General features: G+C 67.7%; 24 protein-coding genes. 14 read left to right on the plus strand and 10 right to left on the minus strand.

The window, feature by feature from the left end; all coding sequences use genetic code 11:
- Positions 1 to 8 precede the first annotated feature (8 nt).
- From argB to topA, 5 genes are all read left to right on the plus strand, one after another.
- Complete coding sequence (gene argB / locus ACX40P_RS03930) at positions 9 to 917, plus strand: acetylglutamate kinase (protein ID WP_459124969.1); 909 nt, start codon at positions 9 to 11, stop codon at positions 915 to 917.
- Between the two features lie 46 nt (positions 918 to 963).
- Entirely contained in the window at positions 964 to 1260 is a 297-nt protein-coding gene (locus ACX40P_RS03935) for a YggT family protein (protein WP_459124970.1), read from the plus strand.
- A 64-nt stretch (positions 1261 to 1324) separates the two neighbouring features.
- Positions 1325 to 2200 (plus strand): bifunctional methylenetetrahydrofolate dehydrogenase/methenyltetrahydrofolate cyclohydrolase FolD, encoded by an 876-nt coding sequence (gene folD, locus ACX40P_RS03940; protein WP_459124971.1) that lies wholly within the window; start codon positions 1325 to 1327, stop codon positions 2198 to 2200.
- Position 2201: 1 nt separating this feature from the next.
- Complete coding sequence (locus ACX40P_RS03945) at positions 2202 to 2825, plus strand: MarC family protein (protein WP_459124972.1); 624 nt, start codon at positions 2202 to 2204, stop codon at positions 2823 to 2825.
- Positions 2826 to 2901: 76 nt separating this feature from the next.
- Positions 2902 to 5496 (plus strand): type I DNA topoisomerase, encoded by a 2595-nt coding sequence (topA, locus tag ACX40P_RS03950; RefSeq protein WP_459124973.1) that lies wholly within the window; start codon positions 2902 to 2904, stop codon positions 5494 to 5496.
- A gap of 195 nt (positions 5497 to 5691) precedes the next feature.
- Here topA and ACX40P_RS03955 read toward each other — a convergent pair whose 3' ends face one another.
- Positions 5692 to 5991 (minus strand): hypothetical protein, encoded by a 300-nt coding sequence (locus ACX40P_RS03955; RefSeq protein WP_459124974.1) that lies wholly within the window; start codon positions 5989 to 5991, stop codon positions 5692 to 5694.
- Between the two features lie 71 nt (positions 5992 to 6062).
- The gene (gene panC / locus ACX40P_RS03960) at positions 6063 to 6911 is read right to left on the minus strand and encodes a pantoate--beta-alanine ligase (protein WP_459124975.1); all 849 of its coding nucleotides are present in this window, start codon (positions 6909 to 6911) and stop codon (positions 6063 to 6065) included.
- Between the two features lie 62 nt (positions 6912 to 6973).
- On the opposite strand from panC, the gene ACX40P_RS03965 reads away from it, so the two are divergent.
- The 3 genes from ACX40P_RS03965 (at position 6974) to pgmG (ending at position 9600) form a co-directional block, all read left to right on the plus strand.
- Positions 6974 to 7798 carry a division plane positioning ATPase MipZ gene (locus ACX40P_RS03965; protein WP_459124976.1) on the plus strand — a complete coding sequence of 275 codons (825 nt, stop codon included), beginning with the start codon at positions 6974 to 6976 and terminating at the stop codon, positions 7796 to 7798.
- Positions 7798 to 8052 (plus strand): J domain-containing protein, encoded by a 255-nt coding sequence (locus ACX40P_RS03970; RefSeq protein WP_459124977.1) that lies wholly within the window; start codon positions 7798 to 7800, stop codon positions 8050 to 8052. The genes ACX40P_RS03965 and ACX40P_RS03970 overlap by 1 nt, the downstream gene beginning before the upstream one ends.
- Before the next feature lie 165 nt (positions 8053 to 8217).
- Positions 8218 to 9600: a phosphoglucomutase/phosphomannomutase PgmG gene (pgmG, locus tag ACX40P_RS03975; protein ID WP_459124978.1), complete on the plus strand. Its 1383-nt coding sequence runs from the start codon at positions 8218 to 8220 to the stop codon at positions 9598 to 9600.
- Positions 9601 to 9744: 144 nt separating this feature from the next.
- Here pgmG and ACX40P_RS03980 read toward each other — a convergent pair whose 3' ends face one another.
- From ACX40P_RS03980 to ACX40P_RS04005, 6 genes are all read right to left on the minus strand, one after another.
- Positions 9745 to 9891 (minus strand): hypothetical protein, encoded by a 147-nt coding sequence (locus tag ACX40P_RS03980; protein ID WP_459124979.1) that lies wholly within the window; start codon positions 9889 to 9891, stop codon positions 9745 to 9747.
- 7 nt (positions 9892 to 9898) lie between these two features.
- The gene (locus tag ACX40P_RS03985) at positions 9899 to 10768 is read right to left on the minus strand and encodes a 3-hydroxyacyl-CoA dehydrogenase NAD-binding domain-containing protein (protein ID WP_459124980.1); all 870 of its coding nucleotides are present in this window, start codon (positions 10766 to 10768) and stop codon (positions 9899 to 9901) included.
- Between the two features lie 11 nt (positions 10769 to 10779).
- Positions 10780 to 12183 (minus strand): M20/M25/M40 family metallo-hydrolase, encoded by a 1404-nt coding sequence (locus ACX40P_RS03990; RefSeq protein WP_459124981.1) that lies wholly within the window; start codon positions 12181 to 12183, stop codon positions 10780 to 10782.
- Positions 12184 to 12228: 45 nt separating this feature from the next.
- Positions 12229 to 13197 carry an aspartyl protease family protein gene (locus ACX40P_RS03995; RefSeq protein ID WP_459124982.1) on the minus strand — a complete coding sequence of 323 codons (969 nt, stop codon included), beginning with the start codon at positions 13195 to 13197 and terminating at the stop codon, positions 12229 to 12231.
- Positions 13198 to 13238: 41 nt separating this feature from the next.
- Positions 13239 to 15656 (minus strand): ligase-associated DNA damage response DEXH box helicase, encoded by a 2418-nt coding sequence (locus ACX40P_RS04000; protein ID WP_459124983.1) that lies wholly within the window; start codon positions 15654 to 15656, stop codon positions 13239 to 13241.
- A 62-nt stretch (positions 15657 to 15718) separates the two neighbouring features.
- The gene (locus ACX40P_RS04005) at positions 15719 to 16270 is read right to left on the minus strand and encodes a hypothetical protein (protein ID WP_459124984.1); all 552 of its coding nucleotides are present in this window, start codon (positions 16268 to 16270) and stop codon (positions 15719 to 15721) included.
- 102 nt (positions 16271 to 16372) lie between these two features.
- Between ACX40P_RS04005 and ACX40P_RS04010 the strand changes: the two genes are divergently transcribed.
- From ACX40P_RS04010 to ACX40P_RS04035, 6 genes are all read left to right on the plus strand, one after another.
- Positions 16373 to 17371 (plus strand): ligase-associated DNA damage response exonuclease, encoded by a 999-nt coding sequence (locus tag ACX40P_RS04010; protein ID WP_459124985.1) that lies wholly within the window; start codon positions 16373 to 16375, stop codon positions 17369 to 17371.
- Between the two features lie 54 nt (positions 17372 to 17425).
- Positions 17426 to 18934, plus strand: coding sequence for a sensor histidine kinase (locus ACX40P_RS04015; RefSeq protein WP_459124986.1), 1509 nt, complete (start codon positions 17426 to 17428; stop codon positions 18932 to 18934).
- A complete protein-coding gene (locus tag ACX40P_RS04020; RefSeq protein WP_459124987.1) occupies positions 18931 to 19359 on the plus strand; it encodes a response regulator in 429 nt (142 codons plus the stop codon). The genes ACX40P_RS04015 and ACX40P_RS04020 overlap by 4 nt, the downstream gene beginning before the upstream one ends.
- Positions 19360 to 20397 (plus strand): sensor histidine kinase, encoded by a 1038-nt coding sequence (locus ACX40P_RS04025; RefSeq protein ID WP_459124988.1) that lies wholly within the window; start codon positions 19360 to 19362, stop codon positions 20395 to 20397. It begins immediately after the preceding gene.
- Between the two features lie 67 nt (positions 20398 to 20464).
- Positions 20465 to 21901, plus strand: coding sequence for a M48 family metalloprotease (locus ACX40P_RS04030; RefSeq protein ID WP_459124989.1), 1437 nt, complete (start codon positions 20465 to 20467; stop codon positions 21899 to 21901).
- A 28-nt stretch (positions 21902 to 21929) separates the two neighbouring features.
- Positions 21930 to 22970: a glycosyltransferase family 2 protein gene (locus tag ACX40P_RS04035; protein ID WP_459124990.1), complete on the plus strand. Its 1041-nt coding sequence runs from the start codon at positions 21930 to 21932 to the stop codon at positions 22968 to 22970.
- A gap of 34 nt (positions 22971 to 23004) precedes the next feature.
- Here the strand turns inward: ACX40P_RS04035 and ACX40P_RS04040 are convergent, their stop codons facing one another.
- Both ACX40P_RS04040 and ACX40P_RS04045 read right to left on the minus strand, forming a co-directional pair.
- Positions 23005 to 23733, minus strand: coding sequence for a class I SAM-dependent methyltransferase (locus ACX40P_RS04040; RefSeq protein ID WP_459124991.1), 729 nt, complete (start codon positions 23731 to 23733; stop codon positions 23005 to 23007).
- A gap of 271 nt (positions 23734 to 24004) precedes the next feature.
- Entirely contained in the window at positions 24005 to 24421 is a 417-nt protein-coding gene (locus ACX40P_RS04045) for a GtrA family protein (protein WP_459124992.1), read from the minus strand.
- Between the last annotated feature and the right edge of the window lie 29 nt (positions 24422 to 24450).

Below are 24450 nucleotides of genomic sequence, written 5' to 3' on the forward strand. Positions count from 1 at the left end.
CGCCGACGATGACAGACTTCCCCGATCACGCGCCCGATCCGGCCACCCTCGCCAAGGCGGAGACGCTGACGGAAGCGCTGCCGTATCTGCAGCGCTATGCCGGCAAGACCTTCGTCGTGAAATACGGCGGCCACGCGATGGGCGACGTCGAGCTGGCGCGCGACTTCGCCGAGGACGTCGTGCTGTTGAAGATGGTGGGCATCAACGTCGTCGTCGTCCACGGCGGGGGGCCGCAGATCGGCGCGATGCTGAAGCGGCTGGGCGTCGAGTCGCGCTTCCATGACGGCCTGCGCATCACCGATGCGGAAACCGCGAAGATCGCCGAGATGGTCCTGGCCGGATCGATCAACAAGGAAATCGTTAGCTGGATCGCGGCGGCTGGCGGCAAGGCGGTCGGCATTTCGGGCAAGGACGCCGGGCTGGTCCGCGCCGAGCGGGTGACGGGGCGCGAAGCCGATCCGCTGCAGGGGATCGAGCGGCACGTCGACCTGGGCTTCGTCGGCGAGCCGGCGGCGGTGCGCCCCGGCATCCTCGAGACGCTGTCGCGCGAGGGGTTCATCCCCGTCGTCGCGCCGATCGCGCTGGGCGACGACGGTCATACGTACAACGTCAACGCCGACACGATGGCCGGCGCGATCGCGGCGGCGACGGGCGCGTCGCGCTTCTTCCTGCTGACCGACGTGCCGGGCGTGCTCGACAAGCAGAAGAACCTGCTGAGCGACCTGACCCCGGCGGCGGTCGAGGCGCTGCGCGCCGACGGCACGATCACGGGCGGCATGATCCCGAAGCTGGAGACCTGCGTACAGGCGGTGCAGCGCGGCGTGGACGCTGCCGTCATTCTCGACGGGCGCATTCCGCACGGCATGCTGCTGGAGATCTTCACCGAACGCGGCATCGGTACGCTGGTACGGCGCTGACCACGCGCTATATAGACGCAACACACTCCCCCGAGGTCGAAGTCACGTGAACGCCATTCTCCAGATCATCCAGTTGCTGCTGACCGTCGTGTGGTGGATCATCGTCGTGCAGGCGATCCTGTCGTGGCTGATCGCCTTCAACGTCATCAACACGCAGAACGACCCCGTCCGCAACGTCTGGAACGCGCTCGGTCAGATGACGGAGCCGCTGTACCGCCCGATCCGCCGCATCATGCCCGACTTCGGCGCGCTCGACCTGTCGCCGATGGTCGTGCTGCTGATCCTTTACATCCTGATGAACATCGTCATCCCCTCGCTGATGCAGCCCGTTTATCCGGTGTAGGGTGGCGTATTGCCGCCTGCCCACCTAATGGCCCCCGACAAGCTCAGCACGAACGGGGTAGGTTGTGAGCGCGAAGATCATCGATGGTAAGGCCGCCGCCGCGCGGTTGCGTGAGCAGGTCGGCGAAATCGCCGCGGCCTTCGAAGCCACCGCCGGGCGCAAGGCGGGGCTAGCCGTCGTCCTGATCGGCGACGATCCCGCGTCCGCCGTCTATGTCGGGTCCAAGGGCAAGGCGACGCGCGCGGCGGGCATGGAGAGCTTCGAGCATCGCCTGCCCGCCGAGACGACCGAGGCCGAGTTGCTGGCGCTGGTCGATACGCTGAACGCCGACGATCGCGTCGACGGCATCCTCGTCCAGCTGCCGCTTCCGAAGCACATCCGCGAGGACGTCGTGCTGGTGCGGATCGATCCGGACAAGGATGTCGATGGCTTTCACCCGGTCAATGCGGGACGGCTGGCGACAGGGCTTGACGGGTTCGTACCCTGCACGCCGCTCGGCTGCCTGAAGCTGCTGACCGCCGAACTCGGCGACCTGTCGGGCAAGGAGGCGGTGGTGATTGGCCGGTCGAATATCGTCGGCAAGCCGATGGCGGCGCTGTTGACGAAGGCGTCGGCGACGGTGACGCTCGCGCATTCGCGGACGCGCGACCTAGCCGGGCATGTCGGGCGCGCCGACATCGTCGTCGCGGCGGTCGGCATCGCAGGTTTTGTAAAGGGCGAGTGGCTGAAGCCCGGTGCGACGGTCATCGACGTCGGCATTAACCGGACGGAGAGCGGGCTGGTCGGCGACGTCGATTTCGCCGGCGCCGTTTCGGTCGCTGGCGCGATCACGCCGGTGCCGGGCGGCGTCGGGCCGATGACCATCGCCTGCCTGCTGCGCAACACGGTCGTCGCCGCGCATCGCAACGCCGGCATCACCCTGTCGGCGGATGCGATCTGAGATGCTCGAACTGTATATCTCCGCGCTCATCACCTTCTTCGTGGTGATCGATCCACCCGGCTGCGCGCCCATCTATGCCGGGCTGACCGCGGGCGCGTCGGCGGCGCACACGCGGGCGATGGCGGTCCGCGCGGTCGGCGTCGCGACCGCGATCCTGCTGGTCTTCGCGCTGTTCGGCGAAGGTTTGCTGCACGCGCTCGGCATCGGGCTCGACGCCTTTCGGATCGCGGGCGGCATCATGCTCTTCGTCATCGCGATGGACATGGTGTTCGAACGCCGCACCCAACGCCGCGAGGAACGCGCCGAGAAGATCAAGGAAACGCCCGAAGTCGAGGACGTCTCGATCTTCCCGATGGCGATGCCGATGATCGCCGGTCCCGGATCGATCGCCAGCGTCATGCTGATGATGTCGCGCACCAGCGGCCTGTCGGCATCGCTCGTCGTGCTGGGCGCGATGCTGACCATCCTCGCGCTGACGCTACTGGCGCTGCTGGCGGCCGGGCCGATCATGCGGGTGCTGGGCGCGAAGATCGAGGCGGTCATCACCCGCCTGCTCGGCGTGCTGCTGGCGGCGCTGGCCGCGCAATTCGTGATCGACGGACTGAAGGCGAGTTTCACCTCCTGAGAATCGGAAGCTTGACGCAGGTCAATCGACCCCGCCACCCTCGCGCGTACACACAAGGCTTCCTAGCTAGGCAATCATGCAACTCGTCATCGTAGAATCGCCTGCCAAGGCCAAGACCATCGAAAAGTACCTGGGCGGGGACTATCATGTCCTGGCCTCCTACGGTCACGTCCGCGACCTGCCCGCGAAGGACGGCTCGGTCGATCCGGACGACGGGTTCGCGATGGAGTGGGAGAATTACGGCGACAAGGCGCGCCAGCTCAAGGCGATCACCGATGCGGCCAAGACCGCCGACCGCCTGATCCTCGCCACCGATCCCGACCGCGAGGGCGAGGCGATCAGCTGGCACGTGCAGGAGGTACTGCGGGGCCGCAAGGCGCTGCCCGCCGAGGTCGAGCGCGTCACCTTCAACGCGATCACCAAGCCCGCGATCCTCGCCGCGATGAAGGCGCCGCGGCAGCTCGATACAGACCTGATCGACGCCTATCGCGCCCGCCGGGCACTCGATTATCTGGTCGGCTTCACCCTGTCCCCCATCCTCTGGCGCAAGCTGCCCGGCGCCAAGTCGGCTGGCCGCGTGCAGTCGGTCGCGCTGCGGCTCGTGGTGGAACGCGAGCGCGAGATCGAAAGCTTCCGCGCGCAGGAATATTGGTCGGTCGAGGCGAGCTTCGAGCAGGACGGCACCCCCTTCACCGCGCGACTGACGCAGTGGGAGGGTAAGAAGCTCGACCGCCTGTCGATCGGCGACGAGGGCAGCGCGACCCGCGCCAAGGCCGATGTCGAGGCCGGGCGCTTCACTGTCAGCACCGTCGAGACGAAGCCGGCGACGCGCAACCCGCCGCCGCCCTTCACTACCTCGACCCTGCAGCAGGAGGCCGCGCGCAAGCTCGGCTTCTCGGCCAGCCACACGATGCGGATCGCGCAGGGACTCTACGAGGACGGCGCGATCACCTATATGCGAACCGACGGCGTGCAGATGGACGGCAGCGCCATCGATGCCGCGCGCAAGGCGGTGATCGAGCGCTACGACGGCGGCTACGTCCCCGACAAGCCGCGCCAGTACCAGACCAAGGCGAAGAACGCGCAGGAAGCGCACGAGGCGATCCGCCCGACCGATTTCGGCAAGGACCGTGTCGGCGGCGGCGACCATGCGCGACTGTACGACCTTATCTGGAAGCGCGCACTGGCCAGCCAGATGTCGGCGGCGCGGATGGAGCGGACCGCGATCACGCTGGAGGACGGCACCGGCAAGGCGGTGCTGCGCGCCACCGGCCAGGTCGTGATCTTCCCGGGCTATCTGGCGCTGTACGAGGAGGGCCGCGACGATCGCGGTGCCGCCGCTGGCACCGAGGACGACGATGATTCGCGCCGCCTGCCGCAGCTGAAATCGGGCGATTCGCCGGCGAAGACCGGGGTGAAGGCCGAACAGCATTTCACCCAGCCGCCGCCCCGCTTCTCCGACGCGTCGCTCATCAAGCGGCTCGAGGAACTGGGCATCGGGCGTCCGTCGACCTACGCCTCGATCATCGATGTGCTGAAGGACCGCGGCTACGTCCGGCTGGAGAAGAACCGCTTCCACGCCGAGGAGAGTGGGCGGCTGCTGACCGCCTTCCTCGAGCGCTTCTTCGAGAAATACGTCAGTTACGACTTTACTGCGGGGCTGGAAAACGAGCTCGATGAGGTCTCGGGCGGACGCGCCGAATGGCAGGCCGTGCTCGACGCGTTCTGGCGCGATTTCAAGCCGCGCACCGACGAGGTGAAGGAACGCCAGCCGAGCGAGGTCACCGCCGCGCTCGACGAATTCCTGTCCGACTATCTGTTCCCGCCGAAGGAAGACGGTAGCGATCCGCGGCTGTGCCCGAACTGCGGCGAGGGCCGGCTGTCCCTGCGCGGCGGGCGCTATGGGGCGTTCGTCGCCTGCTCCAACTACCCCGACTGCAAGTTCACGCGCCGCTTTGCCCAGCCGGGCGGCGGTGCGGACGGTGAGGATAGCGGCCCGGAGAAGCTCGGCGAGGATCCCGCTACCGGCCTGCCGGTCGAGCGCAAATCGGGACGCTTCGGCCCGTACATCCAGCTGGGCGAGGGCAAGGAGGCGAAGCGCGCGTCGATCCCGAAGGACATCGGCGAACTCGACCTCGACTGGGCGCTGAAGCTGCTGAGCCTGCCGCGCGAGATCGGCATGCATCCCGAGTCGGGCAAGCCGATCACCGCGTCGATCGGCCGCTACGGCCCCTATCTTGCGCACGACGGCAAATATGCGCGGCTGACCTCGACCGCCGACGTGTTCGAAACAGGCATGAACGCTGCCGTAGTGAAGCTGGCCGAAGCGGCGGCGGGCGGCGGGCGCCCGGCGCGCGGCGCAGCGCGTGAGCCGTTGAAGATACTCGGCAAGCATCCGCGCACCGAGGCCGAGATCAAGCTGATGGAGGGTCGTTACGGCGCCTATGTCACCGACGGCGAGACGAACGCGACGCTGCCGAAGTCGGTGGCGCAGGACGCGCTGACGCTGGAGGAAGCCGCGCTGCTGATCGACGCACGCGCGGCGGCGGCTCCGGCGAAAAAGGGTAAGAAGAAGGCGGCGCCGAAGAAGGCTGCGGCGAAGAAGGCGCCCGCGAAGAAGGCAGCGGTGAAGAAGGTGGCGGCGAAGAAGAAGGTGGCGGCGGAAGGCTGAACCTCACTCCGTTCGGGCTGAGCTTGTCGAAGCCCTGCCCTTCCTTTGTGCCGCGCTCGATCCGGTAGGAAGGAGGGCAGCACTTCGACAAGCTCAGTGCGAACGGTGTGTTCGTAAGGCCGCGCCCGCCGTCCGGTCGTCGACGTCCGCTACGCGGATCGGAGCCGTCGCTGCGCCGACGCTCCTCGCCTCGACTTACGCCGCCATCCGTCCGCTAGCCACCTGCAACCAAGCCCGTGCGGCCTTCTGCGCCTCGACGATCTCGCGGGCGGACATTTCGTCGGCGATCTCGGCGCGGCATTCCTGCGCGCGGGTGTTGCCGGCGATCGCGGCGAGGTTGAACCATTTGTGCGCCTCGATCAGGTCGACGTCGATGCCTTCGGCCCCCGACGAATAGACGATTCCGAGATCGTAATAGGCGTTCGGATTGCCGCACGCTGCGTCACGCATTCGGCTTTCCAGAAGAAACGTCGCGCTCTTGAGACTGCTTGCCATCGGGCCACCCCTGTTCGTGGTAGACTCACCATGGACGCGCAGGCGTATCGAAAGGGTTAACGCGGTTAACTCTATGCGTTAGCGATGTTTTCCACCGCGACATTGTCGATCAGGCGGGTGCCGGAAATCCGCGCGGCGGCGAGCAGGCGGCGGGGGCGCGACGGGCCCGGCGCGCCCAGGGTGAGGGCATCGACCAGCTCGACGTAATCGACCTCGAACCCCGCGCCGATCAGCGACTGGCGCGCGGTGTTCAGCGCTTCGGCGACATCGTTCCCCTTCGCGATGGCGGCGGCGGCGACGCCCAGCGCGCGCGGTAGGGCGACCGCTTTGTCGCGGTCGGCCGCGTCCAGATAGACGTTGCGCGACGAGCGGGCGAGGCCGTCATCCTCGCGCTGCGTGACCACGCCGCGGATGTCGATGTCGAAATCGAGATCGGCGACCATCCGCCGGATCACGGCGAGTTGCTGGAAATCCTTTTCGCCGAACAGCGCGACCTTCGGTGCGACCTGGTTGAACAGCTTGGCGACCACCGTCGCCACCCCGTCGAAGTGACCCGGCCGCGCTGCACCGTCCAGACCCTCGCTCACCCCGCCGACGGAGACGTTGGTCGCGAAACCCGCCGGATAGACCTCCTCCACCGGCGGCATCCACAGGATGTCGACGCCGGCGTCGGCCAGCATGCGCGCGTCGGCGGCCTCACGCCGCGGATAGCGCGACAGATCCTCGTTCGCGCCAAACTGTTTCGGGTTCACGAAGATCGAGACGACCACACGGCGGGCCGCGCGCCGCGCCTCTGCCACCAGCGCCATGTGCCCCGCGTGCAGCGCGCCCATCGTCGGCACCAGCGCGATATCGTCCCCCTCCGAACGGTAAGCCGCCAGCGCGGCGCGGAGATCGGAGAGACGACGGATGGTTTGCACGCGGAACAGCCCTTCGATACAGCGGACGGCAGCCTTTACGGGCCGGAATTTCAGCGATCAACATGGGGATCATCGCTGCCTTGTCAGACTCGGGACACAAGCTGCACGTCATCGTCTTCGCCAATGAAAAGGGCGGGACCGGCAAATCGACCACCGCGGTCCACGTCGCGATCGCTCTGGCGACGCGCGGCCATCGCGTGGCGGCGTTCGACCTCGACCATCGCCAGCGGACGATGGGGCGGTATCTCGACAACCGCGCCGCGACCGCCAAGCGCAGCGGACGCGGGCTGGTCACGCCGGTGCATGCGACGCACGACGGGGAAAGCGACGCCTTCTTTGCCGAGACGCTCGACCGGCTGGGGGCGGACGCCGACTATCTCATCATCGACACGCCGGGCCGCGACGACAAGTTCGCGCGGATCGCGGCGACCAATGCGGATACGCTGGTCACGCCGATGAACGACAGCTTCGTCGATTTCGACCTGATCGGACAGGTCGATCCCGACACGTTCAAGGTGACCCGCCCCAGCTTCTATTCCGAACTGATCTGGGATGCGCGCAAGACTCGCGCGCGGGCCGACGGCGCGACGATCGACTGGGTCGTGCTGCGCAACCGCCTGCAATATGTCGAGGCGAAGAACATGAAGCGCGTGTCGGAGGCGATCGACCAGTTGTCCAAGCGTGTCGGCTTCCGCGTCATCCCGGGCCTGTCAGAGCGTGTGATCTATCGCGAGCTGTTCCCCTCCGGCCTGACGATGCTCGATTCGAAGGAATTCGGCGGCATGGGCCTGAGCCACGTCGCCGCACGGCAGGAACTGCGCGAGATGATGGCGGGCTTGGCCCTGCCGGACGCTGCGCCGTCTCTGTTCAAGGGCGAGGCCGCCTGATGGCGAAGCTGGTCCTCGCGCTCGTTCTGATGGCCGCGATCTGGTGGATGGTGAAGCCGCGTCCGAAGACGCTGCCCGATGTCGCCAAGGCGCGCGATATCCTGGGGCTGGGCGCGGAGGCGACCGTCGAGGACGTGCGCGCCGCGCACCGCCACCTGCTGTCCGGCGTCCACCCCGATCGCGGCGGATCGGCCGAGCTGACCAAGCAGATCAACGCCGCGCGCGACGTGCTGCTGCGGCGGCTGGGGGGATAGGATTGCAACCAAGCGCGCGCCCGTGCTTTGGGCGTAACGATCACCACGACCGCCGTTCGCCCCGAGCTTGTCGAAGGGCCGTCTTTCTTCTTCGTCACACAGGTTGCGCGGAAGACGGGCAGGGGCTTGGCCCGAACGAGACTTACAGACCCTTCAGGAGGCCCAATGACCCATCGTTTCGACCCCACGTCCCTGCGCGAATACGACATCCGCGGTATCGTCGGTAAGACGCTCGGGCCCGACGATGCGCGCGCGATCGGGCGCGGTTTCGCGACGATGGTGCGCCGTGCGGGCGGCACTCGCGTCGCGGTCGGCCGCGACGGGCGCGTGTCGTCGGAGATGCTAGAGGCCGCGCTGGTCGAGGGGCTGAACGGCAGCGGCGTCGACGTGGTGCGCGTCGGGCTGGGGCCGACGCCGATGCTCTACTATGCCGAGGCGACGCTGGAAGTGGACGGCGGCATCCAGATCACCGGCAGCCACAATCCGGCCGACTACAACGGCTTCAAGATGGTGTTGCAGCACAAACCGTTCTTCGGCGAGCAGATCCAGGCGCTGGGCCAGATGGCCGCCGACGGCGACTGGGAAGAGGGCGAAGGCACCGTCACCGACGCCGACATCGAGGATAACTACGTCGGGCGTCTATTCGCGGGCTATGCGGGTGGCACGTTCCGCATCGGCTGGGATGCCGGCAATGGCGCGGCGGGCCGCGTCATCGAAAAGCTGGTGAAGCTGCTGCCGGGCGAGCACCACACGATCTTCACCGACATCGACGGCACCTTCCCCAACCATCATCCCGACCCCACCGAGGAAAAGAACCTCGCCGATCTGAAGGCGCTGGTTGCCGACGAGGGGCTCGACTTCGGCCTGGCGTTCGACGGCGATGGCGACCGCGTCGGCGCGATCGACGGCGAGGGTCGCGTGGTGTGGGGCGACCAGCTGCTGTCGATCTTGGCGGTGCCGGTGCTGAAGAAGGCGCCCGGCGCGACGATCATCGCCGACGTGAAGGCGTCGCAGATGCTGTACGACCGCATCGCCGAACTGGGCGGCGAGCCGCTGATGTGGAAGACCGGGCACAGCCTCATCAAGACCAAGATGAAGGAAACCGGCGCGCCGCTGGCCGGCGAGATGAGTGGGCACATCTTCTTCGCGCAGGACTATTACGGCTTCGACGACGCGCAGTACGCCGCAGTGCAGCTCATCAACGCGGTGCATGTCATCGGCCAGTCGATGACCGAGATCCGCGGCGCCATGCCGGCATTCGTCAACACGCCGGAAATGCGCTTCCAAGTCGACGAATCGCGCAAGTTCGCGGTCGTCGACGAAGTGCTCGACCGGCTGGAGGCCGAGGGCGCCGACGTGAACCGCACCGATGGCGCGCGGGTGAACACGCCCGACGGCTGGTGGCTGCTGCGCGCGTCGAACACGCAGGACGTGCTGGTCGCACGCGCCGAAGCGAAGGATCAGGCCGGGCTCGACCGGCTGATGTCGATGATCGACGCGCAGCTGGCGGCGAGCGGGCTGGAGCGTGGGCCGCAGGCGGGGCACTGATCGAGCGGCTACCTACCGTTCGTGCTGAGCGCAGTCGAAGGACCTGGGAAGAGGTGCCCTTCGACTATGCTCAGGGCGAACGGATTTGGGTGTAACCAAGCGGCTGGGGCGGGGCGGGCCAAAACACCCCGCACCCCAAAACGCCTATTCGTCCGTCCGCATCTTCACCTTGTTGGGCAGATCCCTGCCCTTCGTCCGGCGCGACGGCAGCTGCACCGGGTTCTTCTTTTTCCACGCGGCGTAGGTCATCGGCCCGTCCGGCGTCTGCACGATGGTGTCGTCGAGGCTCATGGCCGCATCAACGCGTGGGCACGGGCTCGGTGCCCGAATAGTCGTAGAAGCCGCGACCGGTCTTGCGGCCGTACCAGCCCGCCTCGACATACTTCATCAGCAGGGGTGCGGGGCGGAACTTGGGGTCGCCGGTGCCTTCGAACAGCACGCGGGTGATCTCCAGACACGTGTCGAGCCCGATGAAGTCGGCCAGCGTGAACGGCCCCATCGGGTGGTTGAGCCCGAGCGTGATCGCCGTGTCGACGTCGCGGATCGTCGCCACGCCTTCGCCCAGCGCGAAGCACGCTTCGTTCAGCATCGGCATCAGCACGCGGTTGACGATGAAGCCGGGGGCATCGTTCGCGTGCACGATCGCCTTGTTCAGCGTCTTGCCGTACGCCTCGACCGCCGCGACCGTCGCGTCGCTGGTGGCGAGGCCGCGGATCAGCTCGATCAGGCCCATCACCGGCACAGGGTTGAAGAAGTGGACGCCGACGAAGCGCGCCGGATCGGGCGACGCCTGCGCCAGGCGCGTGATGGGAATCGATGAGGTGTTGCTGGCGAGGATCGCGTGATCGCCCATCGCCTTGCCGACGCTTTCGAAGATGCGGCGCTTGATCTCCTCGCGCTCGGTCGCAGCCTCGATCACGAGGTCGCATTCGCCCATCGCGGCGACGTCGCCGACGGGTTCGATGTTGCCCAGCGTCGTGTCACGCGCGGCCGCGTCGATCTTCTCCTTCGCGACCAGCCGCTCGAGCTGTTTCGCGATGCCCGCCTTGCCCGCCTCGGCGCGCGACAGGTCGACGTCGGACAGCAGCACGCGGTACCCCGCCGCCGCCGACACCTGCGCGATCCCCGCGCCCATCTGACCCGCTCCGATGACGCCAACGACCTTCATACACCCAAATCCTATTTCGTGTTCGCGAACAGCTTCACCAGATCGAACAGATAGTCACGGGATGCGTAGAGCGAGGCCTTCAGGATGCGCTCGTTCAGGCCGTGGACGCCGCTGGTGTTCGGTTCGACGAAGGTTCCAGGCACGCCGTAGACGGGAATGCCGATCGCTTCCAGAAAGATGCCGTCGGTGGCACCCGTCGACATCGTCGGCAGCACCGGCACGCCGGGGAAGTGCTTCGCCGCCAACGCCTCGATCGGTTTCACGATCTTCGGGTTCAGCGGCACCGGCTGGCCGGTCGGGCGCACCGGCTGGTTCGTCGTCACCTTTATCTTCGGGCCGGTGAGTTGCTGCAACGTGGCAAGCGTCGCATCCACGCTTTCGCCGGGGAAGATGCGGCAATTGACGTTCGCGGTCGCACGCTGGGGCAGGGCGTTTTCGGCATGGCCGGCGGCCAGCAGCGTCGCGACGCAGGTGGTGCGCAGCGTCGAGTTCGCCGCCTTGTCGCGCGACACGATCGCCGCCGCCGCGGCGTCGGTCGGGTCGACCAGCAGGCGCCGGACCGCCGCCCCCTGCTCGGCGGGCAGCGTCGCCGCGAGCTTCGTGAAGAAGGCGCGCGTGGTGTCGTTGAACTTCACCGGGAAGCGGTGGTCGCGGACCTTGTCGACCGCGTCGAGCAGTTCGTAGATCGCGTTGTCGGGCACCGGCTGCGAACTGTGCCCGCCGGGATTGGTCGCGAGGAAGGTGTAGTTCTGCGCGGCCTTCTCACCGACCTGCAACGACAGCAGCTGGCGCTTCCCACTCTCGTCCAGCCGTCCGCCGCCGCCTTCGTTGAAGGCGAATTCGGCGGCGATCAGATCGGGCTTGTTCTTCGCCAGCCATTCGGCGCCGTTCCACGCGAAGGTCGTCTCCTCGCCGCAGGTCAGCGCGAGCTTGATCGTGCGCTTCGGCTTGAACCCCTGTTGTTTCAGGCGGTTGAGCGTGTCGACCCAGATCGCCGCCTGCGCCTTGTCGTCCACCGTCCCGCGGCCATAGTAATAGCCGTCCTCATCGATCAGCTTGAACGGATCGCGCACCCAGTCCTCGCGCTTCGCCGCGACGACGTCGAGATGGGCGAGCAGCAGCATCGGCTTGGTGGCGGGATCGCTGCCCTTCATGATCGCGACCAGCCCGCCGTCCTTCGGATGCTCGGGGACGGAGAAGGGGATCAGCTCGGCATCGGCGAAGCCCGCCGCCTTCATCCGCGTCGCGACCTGCGCCGCCGCCTGGGTGCAGCTGCCGACGTTCACAACGGTGTTGGTCTCGACCATCTCGCGATAGAGATCGAGGAACGGTTTCTGGTCGGGGCGGTCTTGCGCGGCCGCCGGTATCGTCGCCACCATCGCGGCGAGCGCCGCCCCCAAGAATTTCGACCGCATGACCCGTCCCCCGCTATAGTCTCTTCCACAAGCGTAGAGGGATTTTCACCCCGCGCAACGGCCGTTCACCATCGTCGGACAGCGGTGCGACAGCCGCTCGTCGCGCGGCATCAGGAAGCGGACCTCGCGGTTCGGGAAGTCGATCTGCACCCGGCGGAAATATTTGAGCGCGTTCATTCCGAGCAGCATCGCCGGCCGTTTCGACAAGCCGAACTTCGCGAACGGCGGCACGTCGGCGAAGGCGATCGGCATCTGCCGGAACTCGATGCCGCCCAGCCGCAGCTTGTCCGCCAGCGTATAGTCGGTCTGCACGATGCCGCCGGTCGCGCTCGTCATCGTCATCGGCGTGAAGCGCCCCGCATGGCGCGCCATCAGCCGGCGCAGTGCGGTGTTGCCGATGCTGACCGGCGATCCGGTGTCGAGCACGATGCGCACCTGCCGCCCCTCGACCTCCGCATCCGTCACGATCAACTGACCGAACAGGCTCTTCGCCCGCACGACGATCTCGCCGGGCGCGGCGCGCTCGGTGCGGCGGCGGCGGACGGACGGGGTGACGGCCATCGTGTTCGCGTCGAAATCGATCACGACCTTGTGATCGCGCAGCGTGTCGATGCCGAGCAGGCCCATCGCGCCCAGATGCACCGCGTCCAGCGCCGGCGCCTCGATCGCGCCGATGTCGGGCACGCTCGACAGGCGGAGCGAGGGGATGGTGACCGTGCCGACGCGCGACGATCCGCTCATCGCCACCACCGTCACCTCGCGCCCGGCGGGCAGGCCGAGCCGCGTGGCGAGCTGGCGCGAGATAACGGTGCGTTCGGCGCCGGTGTCGATCACGAAGCGGAACGGCTCCGACCCGGCGATGCGGACCGGCACCGTCATGCGGTCCTCGAACTGGGTCAGCATGACCTGCGTCGCGTCGGCCTGCTCGGCGTCGGGGGGTGGCACGTCCTGTGGTGCCGCGGCAGGGGTCTGGAGCAGCATCGCGAACAGGAACAGGCAAGACCCGTGCGACATGCCGCGAGCCTATGCCTGAGCCGACGTGCCGACAAGGCGCGTCAGTCCGGCTGCATCGCCTCCGCTGCCAGCGCCTCGGCCTCGGCTAGCAGCGTGTCGTCCGAGCCCGACTGCGCAACGCTCTCCCGCCCGATCAGCACCAGCACCGGGACGGCGAGCGGGCTGATGCGGTCAAGCCGGGCGTGGACCATCGTCTCCGCCGCGCGGTCGAGCAGGTGCGCGAGCCGCCCGACATCGGTCATCCGCGCGCGGGCGTCATCCCACGCGGCCTGCAGCAGCAAGTGCGAGGGTTCGTATTTGCGCAGCACGTCGTAGATCAGGTCGGTCGAGAAGGTGACCTGCTTGCCGGTCTTGCGCTTGCCCGGATGCTGCCGCTCGACGAGGCCGCCGATCACCGCGACCTCGCGGAACGCGCGCTTCAGCAGGGCCGAGCCCTGCACCCATTCGACGAACTCATGTTCGAGGATGTCTGGCGAGAACAGCGCGGCAGGGTCGTCGATCGGCTCCAGCCCGTAGCAGGCGAGCGCATAGTCGTTCGACACGAAGCCGATGGGCTTGAGCCCCAGCGCCTCCATCCGCCGCGTGATGAGCATGCCCAGCGACTGGTGTGCGTTCCACCCCTCGAAGCTGTAGGCGACCATATAATGCCGCCCCTCGCGCTCGAACGTCTCGACCAGCAGCTGGTCGGGCGCGGGGAGGACCGAGCGCCGGTCCTGCATCTCCAGCCATTCGCGCACGTCGTCGGGGAAGCGGTGCCACTCGCTGCGGTCGTGCAGGAAGCTGCGGACGCGGTGGGCGAGGTTGGTCGACAGCGCCATGCGTGTGCCGACATAGGTCGGGATGCGCGCCGGCCGCGTCGTCGCGCGGACGACGAGGTCGGCGATGTCGATCCGTTCGACCTCCAGGCTGAGGCCGGAGAAGAAGAAGGTGTCGCCGACCGTCAGCGTGGAGGCGAAATATTCCTCCACCGTGCCGAGTTTGCGCCCGTTCTTGAATCGCACGTCGAGCGTGACGGCGTCGACGATGATGCCGGCGTTCAGCCGGTGCTGCGTCACGAAGCGCGGATGGCTGACCCGCCACAGCCCGTCGTCATCCTTGGTCAGTCGCTTGAACCGGTCATAGGCGCGCAGCGCATAGCCGCCGTCGGCGATGAAGCTCAGCACGCGCTCGAACGTCTCCGCCTCCAGCGCCGAATAGGGCAACGCGCCGCGGATCTCGGCGAGCAGGTCGTCGGCCGCGAAGGGCGCGGAACAGGCGACCGCCATCACATGCTGCGCCAGCACGTCGAGGGCACCGGGGCGGAAGATGTCGGGATCGAGCTCGCCCGCCCGCACCGCGTCGAGCGCCGCCTGCGCTTCCAGATATTCGAAGCGGTTGCCCGGCACGAGCACCGCTTCCGACGCCTCGTCCAGCCGGTGGTTGGCGCGGCCGATACGCTGGAGCATGCGCGACGACCCCTTGGGCGCGCCCATCTGCACCACGCAGTCGACGTCGCCCCAGTCGACGCCCAGATCGAGGCTGGCGGTCGCGACCAGCGCGCGCAGCTTGCCGTCGGCCATCGCTTGCTCGACCTTGCGCCGCGCCTCCCGCGCCAGGCTGCCGTGGTGGATGCCGATGGGAAGGGCGAGGGCGTTCACCTTCCACAGGTCCTGGAAGATCAGCTCGGCGAGGCTGCGGGTGTTGCAGAAGACGAGCGTCGTGCGATGCGTCTCGATCTCCGCCATCACCTGCGGCGCGGCATAGCGGCCCGAATGGCCCGACCATGGCACGCGCCCCTCGGGCAGCAGGATGGCGATGTCGGGTTCCGCGCCCTTCTCCCCCTGTACCAGCCGGACGCGGTCGATGTCGCCCCATGGCGCCAGCCATGCGCGATAGCCGTCCGGATCGGCCACCGTCGCCGACAGCGCGACGCGCCGCAGTCCCGGCGCGATCCGCTGCAACCGCGCGAGGCACAGCGCCAGCAGGTCGCCGCGCTTGCCGGTGGCGAAGGCGTGGACCTCGTCGATCACGATGGTCTTGAGGCCGGCGAACAGCGTGTCGGCATCAGGATAGCTGACCAGCAGGCTGAGCGACTCGGGCGTGGTCAGCAGCATGTGGGGCGGTTTCGCGCGTTGCCGCGCCTTGCGGTCGGACGGCGTGTCGCCGCTGCGCGCCTCGACCGTGATGTCGAGGCCCATCTCGCCGATCGGCGTCATCAGGTTGCGCTGCACATCGACCGCCAGCGCCTTCAGCGGCGAGACGTAGAGCGAATGCAGCCCGTCGTGTGGATGCTCGATCAGATCGACCAAGGTCGGCAGGAACCCGGCCAGCGTCTTGCCGGCCCCGGTGGGCGCCACCAGCAGTGCATGATCCCCCGCCCGCGCGGCGGCGAGCATGTCGAGCTGGTGGCGGCGGGGCGCCCAGCCGCGCTTGGCGAACCAGTTCGCGAGGGGTGGGGGGAGGTGCTGCGGCTCGGTCAACGCGTCGGATATGGGGGTAGGCGACCGATCAATCCAGCGACGGCAAAGCTTTCGTACCTCCCTCAGGCGACGATCACGAAAAGTCGATTGACGATCAGCGCCAGCAGGCCCGTGATCTGCCACCACCGCCGACCGAGCGGGATCAGCGCCGTGAGAACGATCAGGGGAACGGGCTGGGCGAGAAGGTCATTCGCCATATCCGTCGTCAGAAACGTCGGATTGGCGATCAGGTTGAAGGCGAAGCTGATTGCCGGCGGAATCATCAGCACACCCAGCAGGATGCGACGATCCGCCAGATAATGGGCATCGCCGCTGACGACCGCATCATCCGCCGCGGGAAACATCACCTGAGCCACGAAGGTGTAAGGCAAGGCCATCGCAAGGCACATGAACAACGTGGCCGGCGTCATGGTGAGGGCGTCGCGAGCGGCGTAGAAATTCTGCCATTGGCGCGTCGCCGCCAGCAAGACGTATATGCCAAGCATAGGAGCGAGCCACCCGATCGGTCGATGCCGCCGCCGCCGCCATTGCTCGCCGAAACCGGTCGCTACTGCTGCAACTGCCAATCCAAGCAGCAACCCGTAGAATGCGAACAAGGCCTCGAACGCGCTCATAGATCCCCCTGTGTCGCGGATTAACAAACGCCACCGATGCTGGCCACTGCTACACGCGCCCCGACCGGTGGAACCTTCCCGCCGCCGACCCATATTATCCGCATGCCACGTCTCGGCGACTGGGTGGAGCCGCACCCGCACGGAATCTATCTGCCGGGCGCCGACGCGTGGATCGATCCATCGCAGCCGGTGCCGCGCGCGCTGGTGACGCATGGCCATGCCGATCACGCCTGCGGCGGGCATGGCGCGGTGTGGGCGACGCCCGAGACGCTCGCGATCATGGACGTGCGGTACGGCGCGCAGAACGGGCATCCGGTGGCCTATGGCCAGTCGCTGACGATGGGCGATGTCGAGGTCAGCTTCGTGCCCGCCGGCCATGTGCTGGGATCGGCGCAGATCGTGCTCGACCATCGCGGCGAGCGGATCGTCGTGTCGGGCGACTACAAACGGCGCGAGGACCCGACCTGCGCGCGGTTCGAGCCGGTGAAGTGTGACGTGTTCGTGACTGAGGCAACGTTCGGCCTGCCCGTCTTCCGCCATCCCGAGACGCATGACGAGATGGACAAGCTGCTGACCACGCTGCGCGCCAATCCCGATCGCTGCGTGCTGGTCGGTGCCTATGCGCTGGGCAAGGCGCAGCGGGTGATCCGCGAGTTGCGTGTGATGGGGTTCGACGATCCGATCTACATCCACGGCGCGTTGCAGCGATTGTGTGACCTGTACGTCGCGCACGGCGTCGACCTGGGCGAGCTGCGCCCCGCCACCGGCGTCGCGAAGGCGGAGATGGCGGGCCGCGTCGTCATCGCCCCGCCGGGTGCGCTCAATGACCGCTGGTCGCGGCGGCTGCCCGATCCGATCACCGCGGTCGCCAGCGGGTGGATGACGGTGCGCCAGCGCGCGCGGCAGAAGAACGTCGAACTGCCCCTGATCCTGTCCGACCACGCCGACTGGGACGAGCTGACCGCGACGATCCGCGAACTCGCCCCGCGCGAAGTGTGGGTGACGCATGGGCGCGAGGACGCGCTGGTCCACTGGTGCGCGATGCGCCAGATCAAGGCGCGCGCGCTCGATCTGGTGGGGTTCGAGGACGAGGACGACTGAGGCTGCAAGGCTGCGTCGTTGCATTGCCGGTCGTTTCACCTATGACACGTCCCGGTGCCGCGTAGCTTGGAAGTCATTCGCGACGACGATCGCGCGTTTCGCCGGCTGCTGCTGACGGCGATGGTGCTGGGATTCCTGGCGCTGCTGGGTGCCGCCTGGTCCGTCTGGTCCTCCACCGATCGCAATCGCCGTTATACAGAGCGGGTCGAACACAGCGTTGACGTGCGCCAGAAGATCGCGCGCTTCCAGGTCACGCTGGAGCAATCGGAAACCGCCCGGCGCGGTTACCTGCTGACGCCGCGACCGTTGTTCCTCGAACTCTACCGTTCGAACAGCGCCGCGCTGGAAGGCGAGCTGGCGGAATTGCGCACGCTGACGCTCGACAATCCGGATCAGACGCGGCGAATCGAGCGGGTGCGCGTGCTGCTGGACCGGGCTGCGTATGACCGTGATCGCTCGGTCGAGGCGGTGCGCAATGGCCTGACCGATTATGCCCGCGACGATTTCGCGCGCGGCACGACCGTCATCATGATGCGCGCGATCCGCATGCGGTTACGCGCGATGGACGCGGCCGAGGCGCTGCTGCTGACCGAGCGCGCAAACGAACAGGCTGCGGGGGTTCGCTCGTTTCTCGCGCTGCTGGGCGGGGCCGGCATCTTGCTGGTCGTCGTGGCGGCAGTGTCGTTCGTCACCATGCGCCGCTTCGCGAACGATCTCGGCCAATCGCACGAGAAGCTGCGTGCTTTGAACGAGACGCTGGAGGATCAGGTCGCCGACCGCACCGCCGATCTGGCGCGCGCCAACGACGAGATCCAGCGCTTCGCCTATATCGTCAGCCACGACCTGCGCTCCCCGCTGGTAAACGTCATGGGCTTCACCGCCGAGATGGAAGCGGGGACGAAGGCGATCGCGGCGATGGTCGACCGCGCCGAGGCCGAGGCGCCGGGTGTCGTCGACGAGGACGCGCGCCTTGCCGCGCGCGAGGATTTGCCCGAGGCGATCGGCTTCATCCGCACGTCGACCGCGAAGATGGACCGGCTCATCAACGCGATCCTGAAGCTGTCGCGCGAGGGTCGCCGCACGATCGCGCCCGAGCCGATCGCGATGGCGGCCGTCATCGACGGCGTCCGCGCCACGTTGCAGCACCGGCTGGACGAGGTGGGCGGCACGATCGCGATCGACGGAACGCTGCCCGACATCGTCAGCGATCGCCTGGCGATCGAGCAGGTATTCGGCAACGTCATCGAGAATGCCGTGAAGTATCGCGCGCCCGACCGGCCGCTGCGCATCGCGGTGTCGGGTCGCGTCGCGGCGGGGCGGGCGACCTTCGCCGTCGCCGACAACGGGCGCGGCATCGCCGCCACCGACCATGCCCGCGTGTTCGACCTGTTCCGCCGCTCGGGCACGCAGGATCAGCCGGGCGAGGGCATCGGGCTGGCGCATGTGCGTGCGCTGACGTACCGTCTGGGCGGCACCATCGACGTCACGTCCGCGCTGGGCGAGGGCGCGACGTTCGGCATCAATCTCCCGCTTCGGCTGGACGCATCGGGAACCACGCAATGAACGCGCATCAATCCGTCACCATTGTCATGATCGAGGATGACGAGGGCCATGCCCGCCTCATCGAGAAGAACATCCGGCGCGCCGGCATCATGAACGACATCCGCCACTTCACCGACGGCGGCACCGCGCTCGACTATCTGTTCAATGAAGGTGGCGGTCCGGCACTGATCCTGCTCGACCTGAACCTGCCGGACATGAGCGGCACCGACATCCTCGCCAAGGTGAAGGCGGAAGGATCGCCGGTGCGTCGTACGCCCGTCGTTGTGCTGACAACCACCGACGACAAGGTCGAAATCCAGCGCTGCTACGATCTCGGCTGCAACGTCTACATCACCAAGCCGGTGAATTACGAGAATTTCGCGCAGGCGATCCGCCAGCTCGGCCTGTTCCTGTCGGTCATCCAGGTACCGGACCAGGCCGACTGAATGACCGGCACGTCCGCCTCCATACTCTATATCGACGACGACGCGGGACTGCGGCGGCTGGCGCAGCGCGGGCTCGCGCGGCGGGGTTATTTGGTCGTGTTGGCCGAAGGCGGCGAAGAGGGGGTGGCGCTGGCGGCGGAGCAGCGGTTCGATCTGGTCACGGTCGATCATTATATGCCGGGGATGGACGGGCTGGAGACGCTGAGGCGGCTGCGGCTGCTGCCGGGTGCACCGCCGGTGGTCTATGTCTCGGGATCGGAAGAGGCGCGGATCGCGGTCGCGGCGATGCAGGCCGGCGCGGCGGACTATGTCGTGAAGACGGTCGGCGACGACTTCTTCGACCTGCTGTCCTCCACCATCGAGAACGTGCTGGCGAAGGTCGCGCTGCAACGCGCGAAGGAAGGCGCGGAGCAGGAGCTGCGCACTTCCAACGCTCGGCTGGAGACGTTGCTGCGTGAGGTGAACCACCGCGTCGCCAACTCGCTGCAACTCGTCAGCGCGTTCGTGCAGCTGCAATCGAACGCGATAAAGGACGAGGCCGCGCGCGCCGCGCTGCAGGACACGCAGAGCCGGATCGCCGCGATCGGCCAGGTCCACCGCCGCCTCTACACCTCCGACGATGTCGAGGGGGTGGAGATGGCGGAGTATCTGGAGGCGCTGGTCGACGAACTGGGCCAGACCTGGTCGATCTCGCCCGATCGCCGCATTCATGTGCGCAGCGACCAGATCCGCCTCGCCACCGACCGCGCGGTATCGGTCGGCGTGATCGTGACCGAACTGGTGAGCAACGCCTGCAAATACGCCTATGCCGATGCCTGCGGCGGGGAGATCCGCGTCGCGCTGACGCGGCAGGGCGACGATCGGTTCGAGCTGGCGGTCGAGGACGACGGCGTCGGCATGGCCGAGGGCGCGGCGCCGAAGGGCACGGGTCTGGGCACGAAGGTCGTCCGGTCGATGGCGCAGAGCCTGCAGTCGCGGGTCGATTACGACTCGAGCCGGGGCGGCCTGCGCGCCACGCTGGTCGCCGCGCTCGCCTGAACGCCGCCGCGGCGGGAACCGTTCGCTGCCGAAACGATTTTCCTGCCCATCGAATGGGGAGAATGTCGTGAACCGCCTGCACTGTCTTGCTGCCGCCGCCGCCATCGTCGCCGTGCCGATCGCCGCGCCCGCCCAGACGCGATCGATCTCGCAGACCGACCGGGCGCAGGGATCGCAGGCGAACCCGGAACTCGTCGCCCAATTCGGCGGACGCTACGACGGACCGCAGGCTGCGTTCGTCGAGCGGGTCGGCAAGCGCGTCGCGCTGCAATCGGGCCTTAGCAATTCGCAGAACGACTTCACCGTGCAGTTGCTGAACTCGCCGGTCGAGAACGCCTTCGCCATCCCCGGCGGCTATGTCTACGTCACCCGCCAGCTGCTCGCGCTGATGAACAGCGAGGACGAACTGGCGTTCGTGATGGGGCATGAGGTCGGCCATGTCGCCGCGCGCCATTCCGCGGGACGGCAGCGCACCTCGACGATCGGTAGCGTGCTGGCCGGCGTAGTCGGCGCGGTCGCCGGCAACTCGACGCTGGGCCAACTGGTCGGATCGGGTGCGCAGCAGGTGGCCGGGCTCTACACGCTGAAATACGGGCGCGATCAGGAGTATCAGGCCGATACGCTGGGCGTCCGCTACGTCGCAGGCGCGGGTTACAACCCCTTCGCCGCGCCGCTGATCCTCAACCAGCTCGGCGCCGAGACCGCGCTCGATGCCCGCGCGGCGGGGCGTGAGGCGGGCGGGACGCCGACATGGCTAAGCACCCACCCGTCGAACGCGCAGCGCGTCGCCCGCGCGCGACAACTCGCGCAGCAGACCGGGCGCGGCGCCCCGGCGGCGGCGCAGGACGTCGCCTTCCTGCGCATGCTCGATGGCCTGCGCTACGACGACGATCCCGCGCAGGGCGTGATCGACGGCCAGAACTTCCGCCATCCGGCAATGCGCTTCCGCTTCACTGCACCCACGGGCTATACGATCGCCAACGGCACCGATGCGGTGACCGTGCAGGGTCAGCGCGGACAGGCGCAACTGATGGCGGGCGGAACGGCGAGCGACCTGTCGGGCGTCGTCGCGCGGCGATTCCAGACGCTGGGCGGCCGGATCGACCCCGGCCAGATCCGCGACGTGACCATTGGCGGCCGCCGCGCCGCGGTCGCGTCGACGACGGCGGCGTCGGGCAACACCCGCGTCGATGCGACGGTGATCGCGATGGCGCTGGGCGACACCGCCTATAGCTGGACCGTGCTGACCCCGGCCGGCTCCGGCATCGGCCCGTTCGAGCCGATGCTCGCCAGCTTCGTGCCGCTGTCCGCGCAGGAGGCCGGCTCGATCCGCGGCAAGCGCATCCGCATCGTCACGGTGAAGTCGGGCGACACGATCGACAGCCTGTCGCGCCAGATGGCGTTCCAGACGCTGCAGCGCGACCGCTTCCTCACGCTCAACGCGCTGGAGGCCGGCGCCACCTTGCGCCCGGGTATGCTCGTGAAGATGGTGGTCACTGGATAGCGGCGGCGGATCGCGATAAGGCCGGGTGATGCACCGTCCGGCCCTATCCGTCGTCATCCCCTGCTATAACGAAGAAGGCTGCCTGGAGGCGCTGCACGCGCGCGTCTCCGCCGCCGCCCATGCCGCAGTCGGCGACGATCACGAGATCGTTCTGGTCAACGACGGCTCGCGCGACGGCAGCTGGGCGGTGATGCAGCGTCTCGCCGCCGCCGACCCGCGGCTGGTGGCGATCAACCTCTCGCGCAACCACGGCCACCAGCTGGCGCTGACGGCGGGCCTCGACCTGTGCGCGGGCGACCAGATCCTCATCATCGACGCCGATTTGCAGGATCCGCCCGAACTGCTGACCGAGATGCGCGCGACGCTGGTGCGCGAGGAGGCCGACGTCGTCTATGCCGTGCGCCGCAAGCGCGAGGGCGAGACGATCTTCAAGAAGATCACCGCCGCCGCCTTCTACCGCGTGCTCGACCGCGTCACCGACACGCCGATCCCGCTCGACACCGGCGACTTCCGCCTGATGACGCGGCGGGCATTGGACGCCTTCCTCAGCCTGCCCGAACAGGCGCGCTTCATCCGCGGGATGGTGGCGTGGGTCGGCTTCCGTCAGGTGCCCTTCGCCTATGACCGGCACGAACGGCTGGCGGGCGACAGCAAATATCCGCTGGCGAAGATGATCCGCTTCGCGCTCGACGCCGTCACCGGTTTCTCGACCGCACCCCTGCGCTTCGCCAGCCACGTCGGTTTGGCGCTCACCGGCGCGACGGTGCTGCTGTTCCTCTATGTGATGGGCAGCTTCGTGCTCGGGCGGACGGTGCAGGGCTGGACGTCGACGATGCTGGTCGTGCTGTTCCTCGGCAGCGTGCAGATGTTCGTGCTCGGCATGATCGGCGAGTATCTCGGGCGGCTGTACGTCGAATCGAAGCGCCGGCCGCTCTACCTCGTTGCCGACGTCGCCGGCCCGGTGCTGGGCCGCGCCTCGCTCGGCTACCGCGCCGGCGACGGCCCGCGCCCGGTGCGGCCGGAGCCGAACGAGGGGCTGATGGTGGCCTCGCCGGAGGCGGAGGGGTGAACGCTTAAAGCCCCTTCCTGGAAGGGAGGGGAGATCAGGGCTTCGACACCAGCGTGATGATCGATAACCCCGGCGTCAGCGGGACGCGCCCCAGAAGGTGCCGCTCCACGCGGAAGATCGCCTCGAACAGCGCGTTGAGCGGCTTGGGCGGCGGCGAATCGTCGCTGTCCTCCTTGCCGGTGATCTTTCCTGCAACGCGCGCCGCGACGGCGGCGGGGAACAGCAGCGAATTGAACCAGCGCAGGCCATTGTGGGTCAGCCCGGCGTCGCGGATCGCCTTGTCCAGCGTCGCTTTCGAATAGCGGCGCTTGTGGTGGTTCACCTCGTCGTGCGCGCTCCACATCCACTGGTGCGCGGGCACCGCGATCAGGATCTTGCCGCCGGGCTTCAGCGCCTCCGCCATCGCCTTCAGCGCCGCGACGTCGTCGTCGATATGCTCGATCACGTCGAGCACCGCGACCATGTCGTACGCACCGCGATCGACCCCGTCGAGCTCGGGCAGGGGAGCGGTGCCGACCGGCTTGCCCAGCCGCTGGCTGGCAATATCGCGCGCGGCCTCGTCGATCTCGATCGCGTCGACCTCGCCAAAACTGGCGAGCATCGGCAGGTTGTGGCCGGTGCCGCAGCCGATCTCCAGCACCCGCGCGTGCTCGGGCAGCCCGGCATAGCGCGTGACATAGTCGGCCAGGATGTCGCGGCGGGCGCGATACCACCAATGGGTGGAATCATGCGCGGCCATGCGGTCGTAGACGATGCGATCCATGCAGGGTCCAAACTCGATCATAGCGGGGATGGTGATCGCCCGCAGGAAGACGCTGGCAAGAAGCGCAGCGCAGTCGCGTAGCCGGGCTACGCGCAAGCAAGCGACGCTGTCCAGCGTCTTCCTGCGGGCGGCCGCTCCGCGGCGGACCGATTTCGGCGCCGGGCGGCGTCGCTCGTCGGTCACGATGCATATGCATCGCTCCGCTCCTCTCTCCTTGCCCAACACCAAAATCGGCTCCGTCACGACCCCGCTATGATCGAGTTTGGACCCTTCAGTTGAATACCCAGTTGCGGTTGATCGCGAACATCGCGAGCGGCGTGATGAAAAGCAGCGGCAGCACCGGCGTCCATTCCGGCCACCCAAGTCCCTGGATACACGCCCAGGTCCAGAACGCATTCATCGCATAGCTGATGAGGCTGGCGACGAAGAAGCGAAAGGTGGTGCGTCCGGGATTGTCGCGGTTCCCGTGCCCGCGAAAGCTCCAACGGCTGTGGATGACATAGCCGATCGCGACGCACACGACATAGGCGGCCGCCATCGCCGCCTGTGGATGGATCGGCGTGGTGAGAACCAGTCCGGTGTACAGCCCAGCCCCCACCAGCGTGACGCCGCCGCCCGTGATGGCATAGCGGATCAGCTGGCCCAGCATGCCGCCGGAATTCAGGTGGTGAAGCGCGCGGGCAAACACTGCGGGAATCCTTCTACCGTTCGTCCTGA

This window comes from Sphingomonas sp. RS2018 (assembly GCF_054489605.1).

Coding starts and splice junctions, on each gene's coding strand:
- argB (WP_459124969.1), top strand. CDS start 9: ATGACAGACTTCCCCGATCACGCGCCCGATCCGGCCACCCTCGCCAAG.
- ACX40P_RS04025 (WP_459124988.1), top strand. CDS start 19,360: ATGACCGGCACGTCCGCCTCCATACTCTATATCGACGACGACGCGGGA.
- ACX40P_RS03945 (WP_459124972.1), top strand. CDS start 2,202: ATGCTCGAACTGTATATCTCCGCGCTCATCACCTTCTTCGTGGTGATC.
- ACX40P_RS04035 (WP_459124990.1), top strand. CDS start 21,930: ATGCACCGTCCGGCCCTATCCGTCGTCATCCCCTGCTATAACGAAGAA.
- ACX40P_RS03980 (WP_459124979.1), bottom strand. CDS start 9,891: ATGAGCCTCGACGACACCATCGTGCAGACGCCGGACGGGCCGATGACC.
- ACX40P_RS03990 (WP_459124981.1), bottom strand. CDS start 12,183: ATGCGGTCGAAATTCTTGGGGGCGGCGCTCGCCGCGATGGTGGCGACG.
- ACX40P_RS03995 (WP_459124982.1), bottom strand. CDS start 13,197: ATGTCGCACGGGTCTTGCCTGTTCCTGTTCGCGATGCTGCTCCAGACC.
- ACX40P_RS04005 (WP_459124984.1), bottom strand. CDS start 16,270: ATGAGCGCGTTCGAGGCCTTGTTCGCATTCTACGGGTTGCTGCTTGGA.
- ACX40P_RS03985 (WP_459124980.1), bottom strand. CDS start 10,768: ATGAAGGTCGTTGGCGTCATCGGAGCGGGTCAGATGGGCGCGGGGATC.
- topA (WP_459124973.1), top strand. CDS start 2,902: ATGCAACTCGTCATCGTAGAATCGCCTGCCAAGGCCAAGACCATCGAA.
- ACX40P_RS03970 (WP_459124977.1), top strand. CDS start 7,798: ATGGCGAAGCTGGTCCTCGCGCTCGTTCTGATGGCCGCGATCTGGTGG.
- ACX40P_RS03955 (WP_459124974.1), bottom strand. CDS start 5,991: ATGGCAAGCAGTCTCAAGAGCGCGACGTTTCTTCTGGAAAGCCGAATG.
- ACX40P_RS03965 (WP_459124976.1), top strand. CDS start 6,974: ATGGGGATCATCGCTGCCTTGTCAGACTCGGGACACAAGCTGCACGTC.
- ACX40P_RS04010 (WP_459124985.1), top strand. CDS start 16,373: ATGCCACGTCTCGGCGACTGGGTGGAGCCGCACCCGCACGGAATCTAT.
- pgmG (WP_459124978.1), top strand. CDS start 8,218: ATGACCCATCGTTTCGACCCCACGTCCCTGCGCGAATACGACATCCGC.
- ACX40P_RS04020 (WP_459124987.1), top strand. CDS start 18,931: ATGAACGCGCATCAATCCGTCACCATTGTCATGATCGAGGATGACGAG.
- ACX40P_RS04040 (WP_459124991.1), bottom strand. CDS start 23,733: ATGGATCGCATCGTCTACGACCGCATGGCCGCGCATGATTCCACCCAT.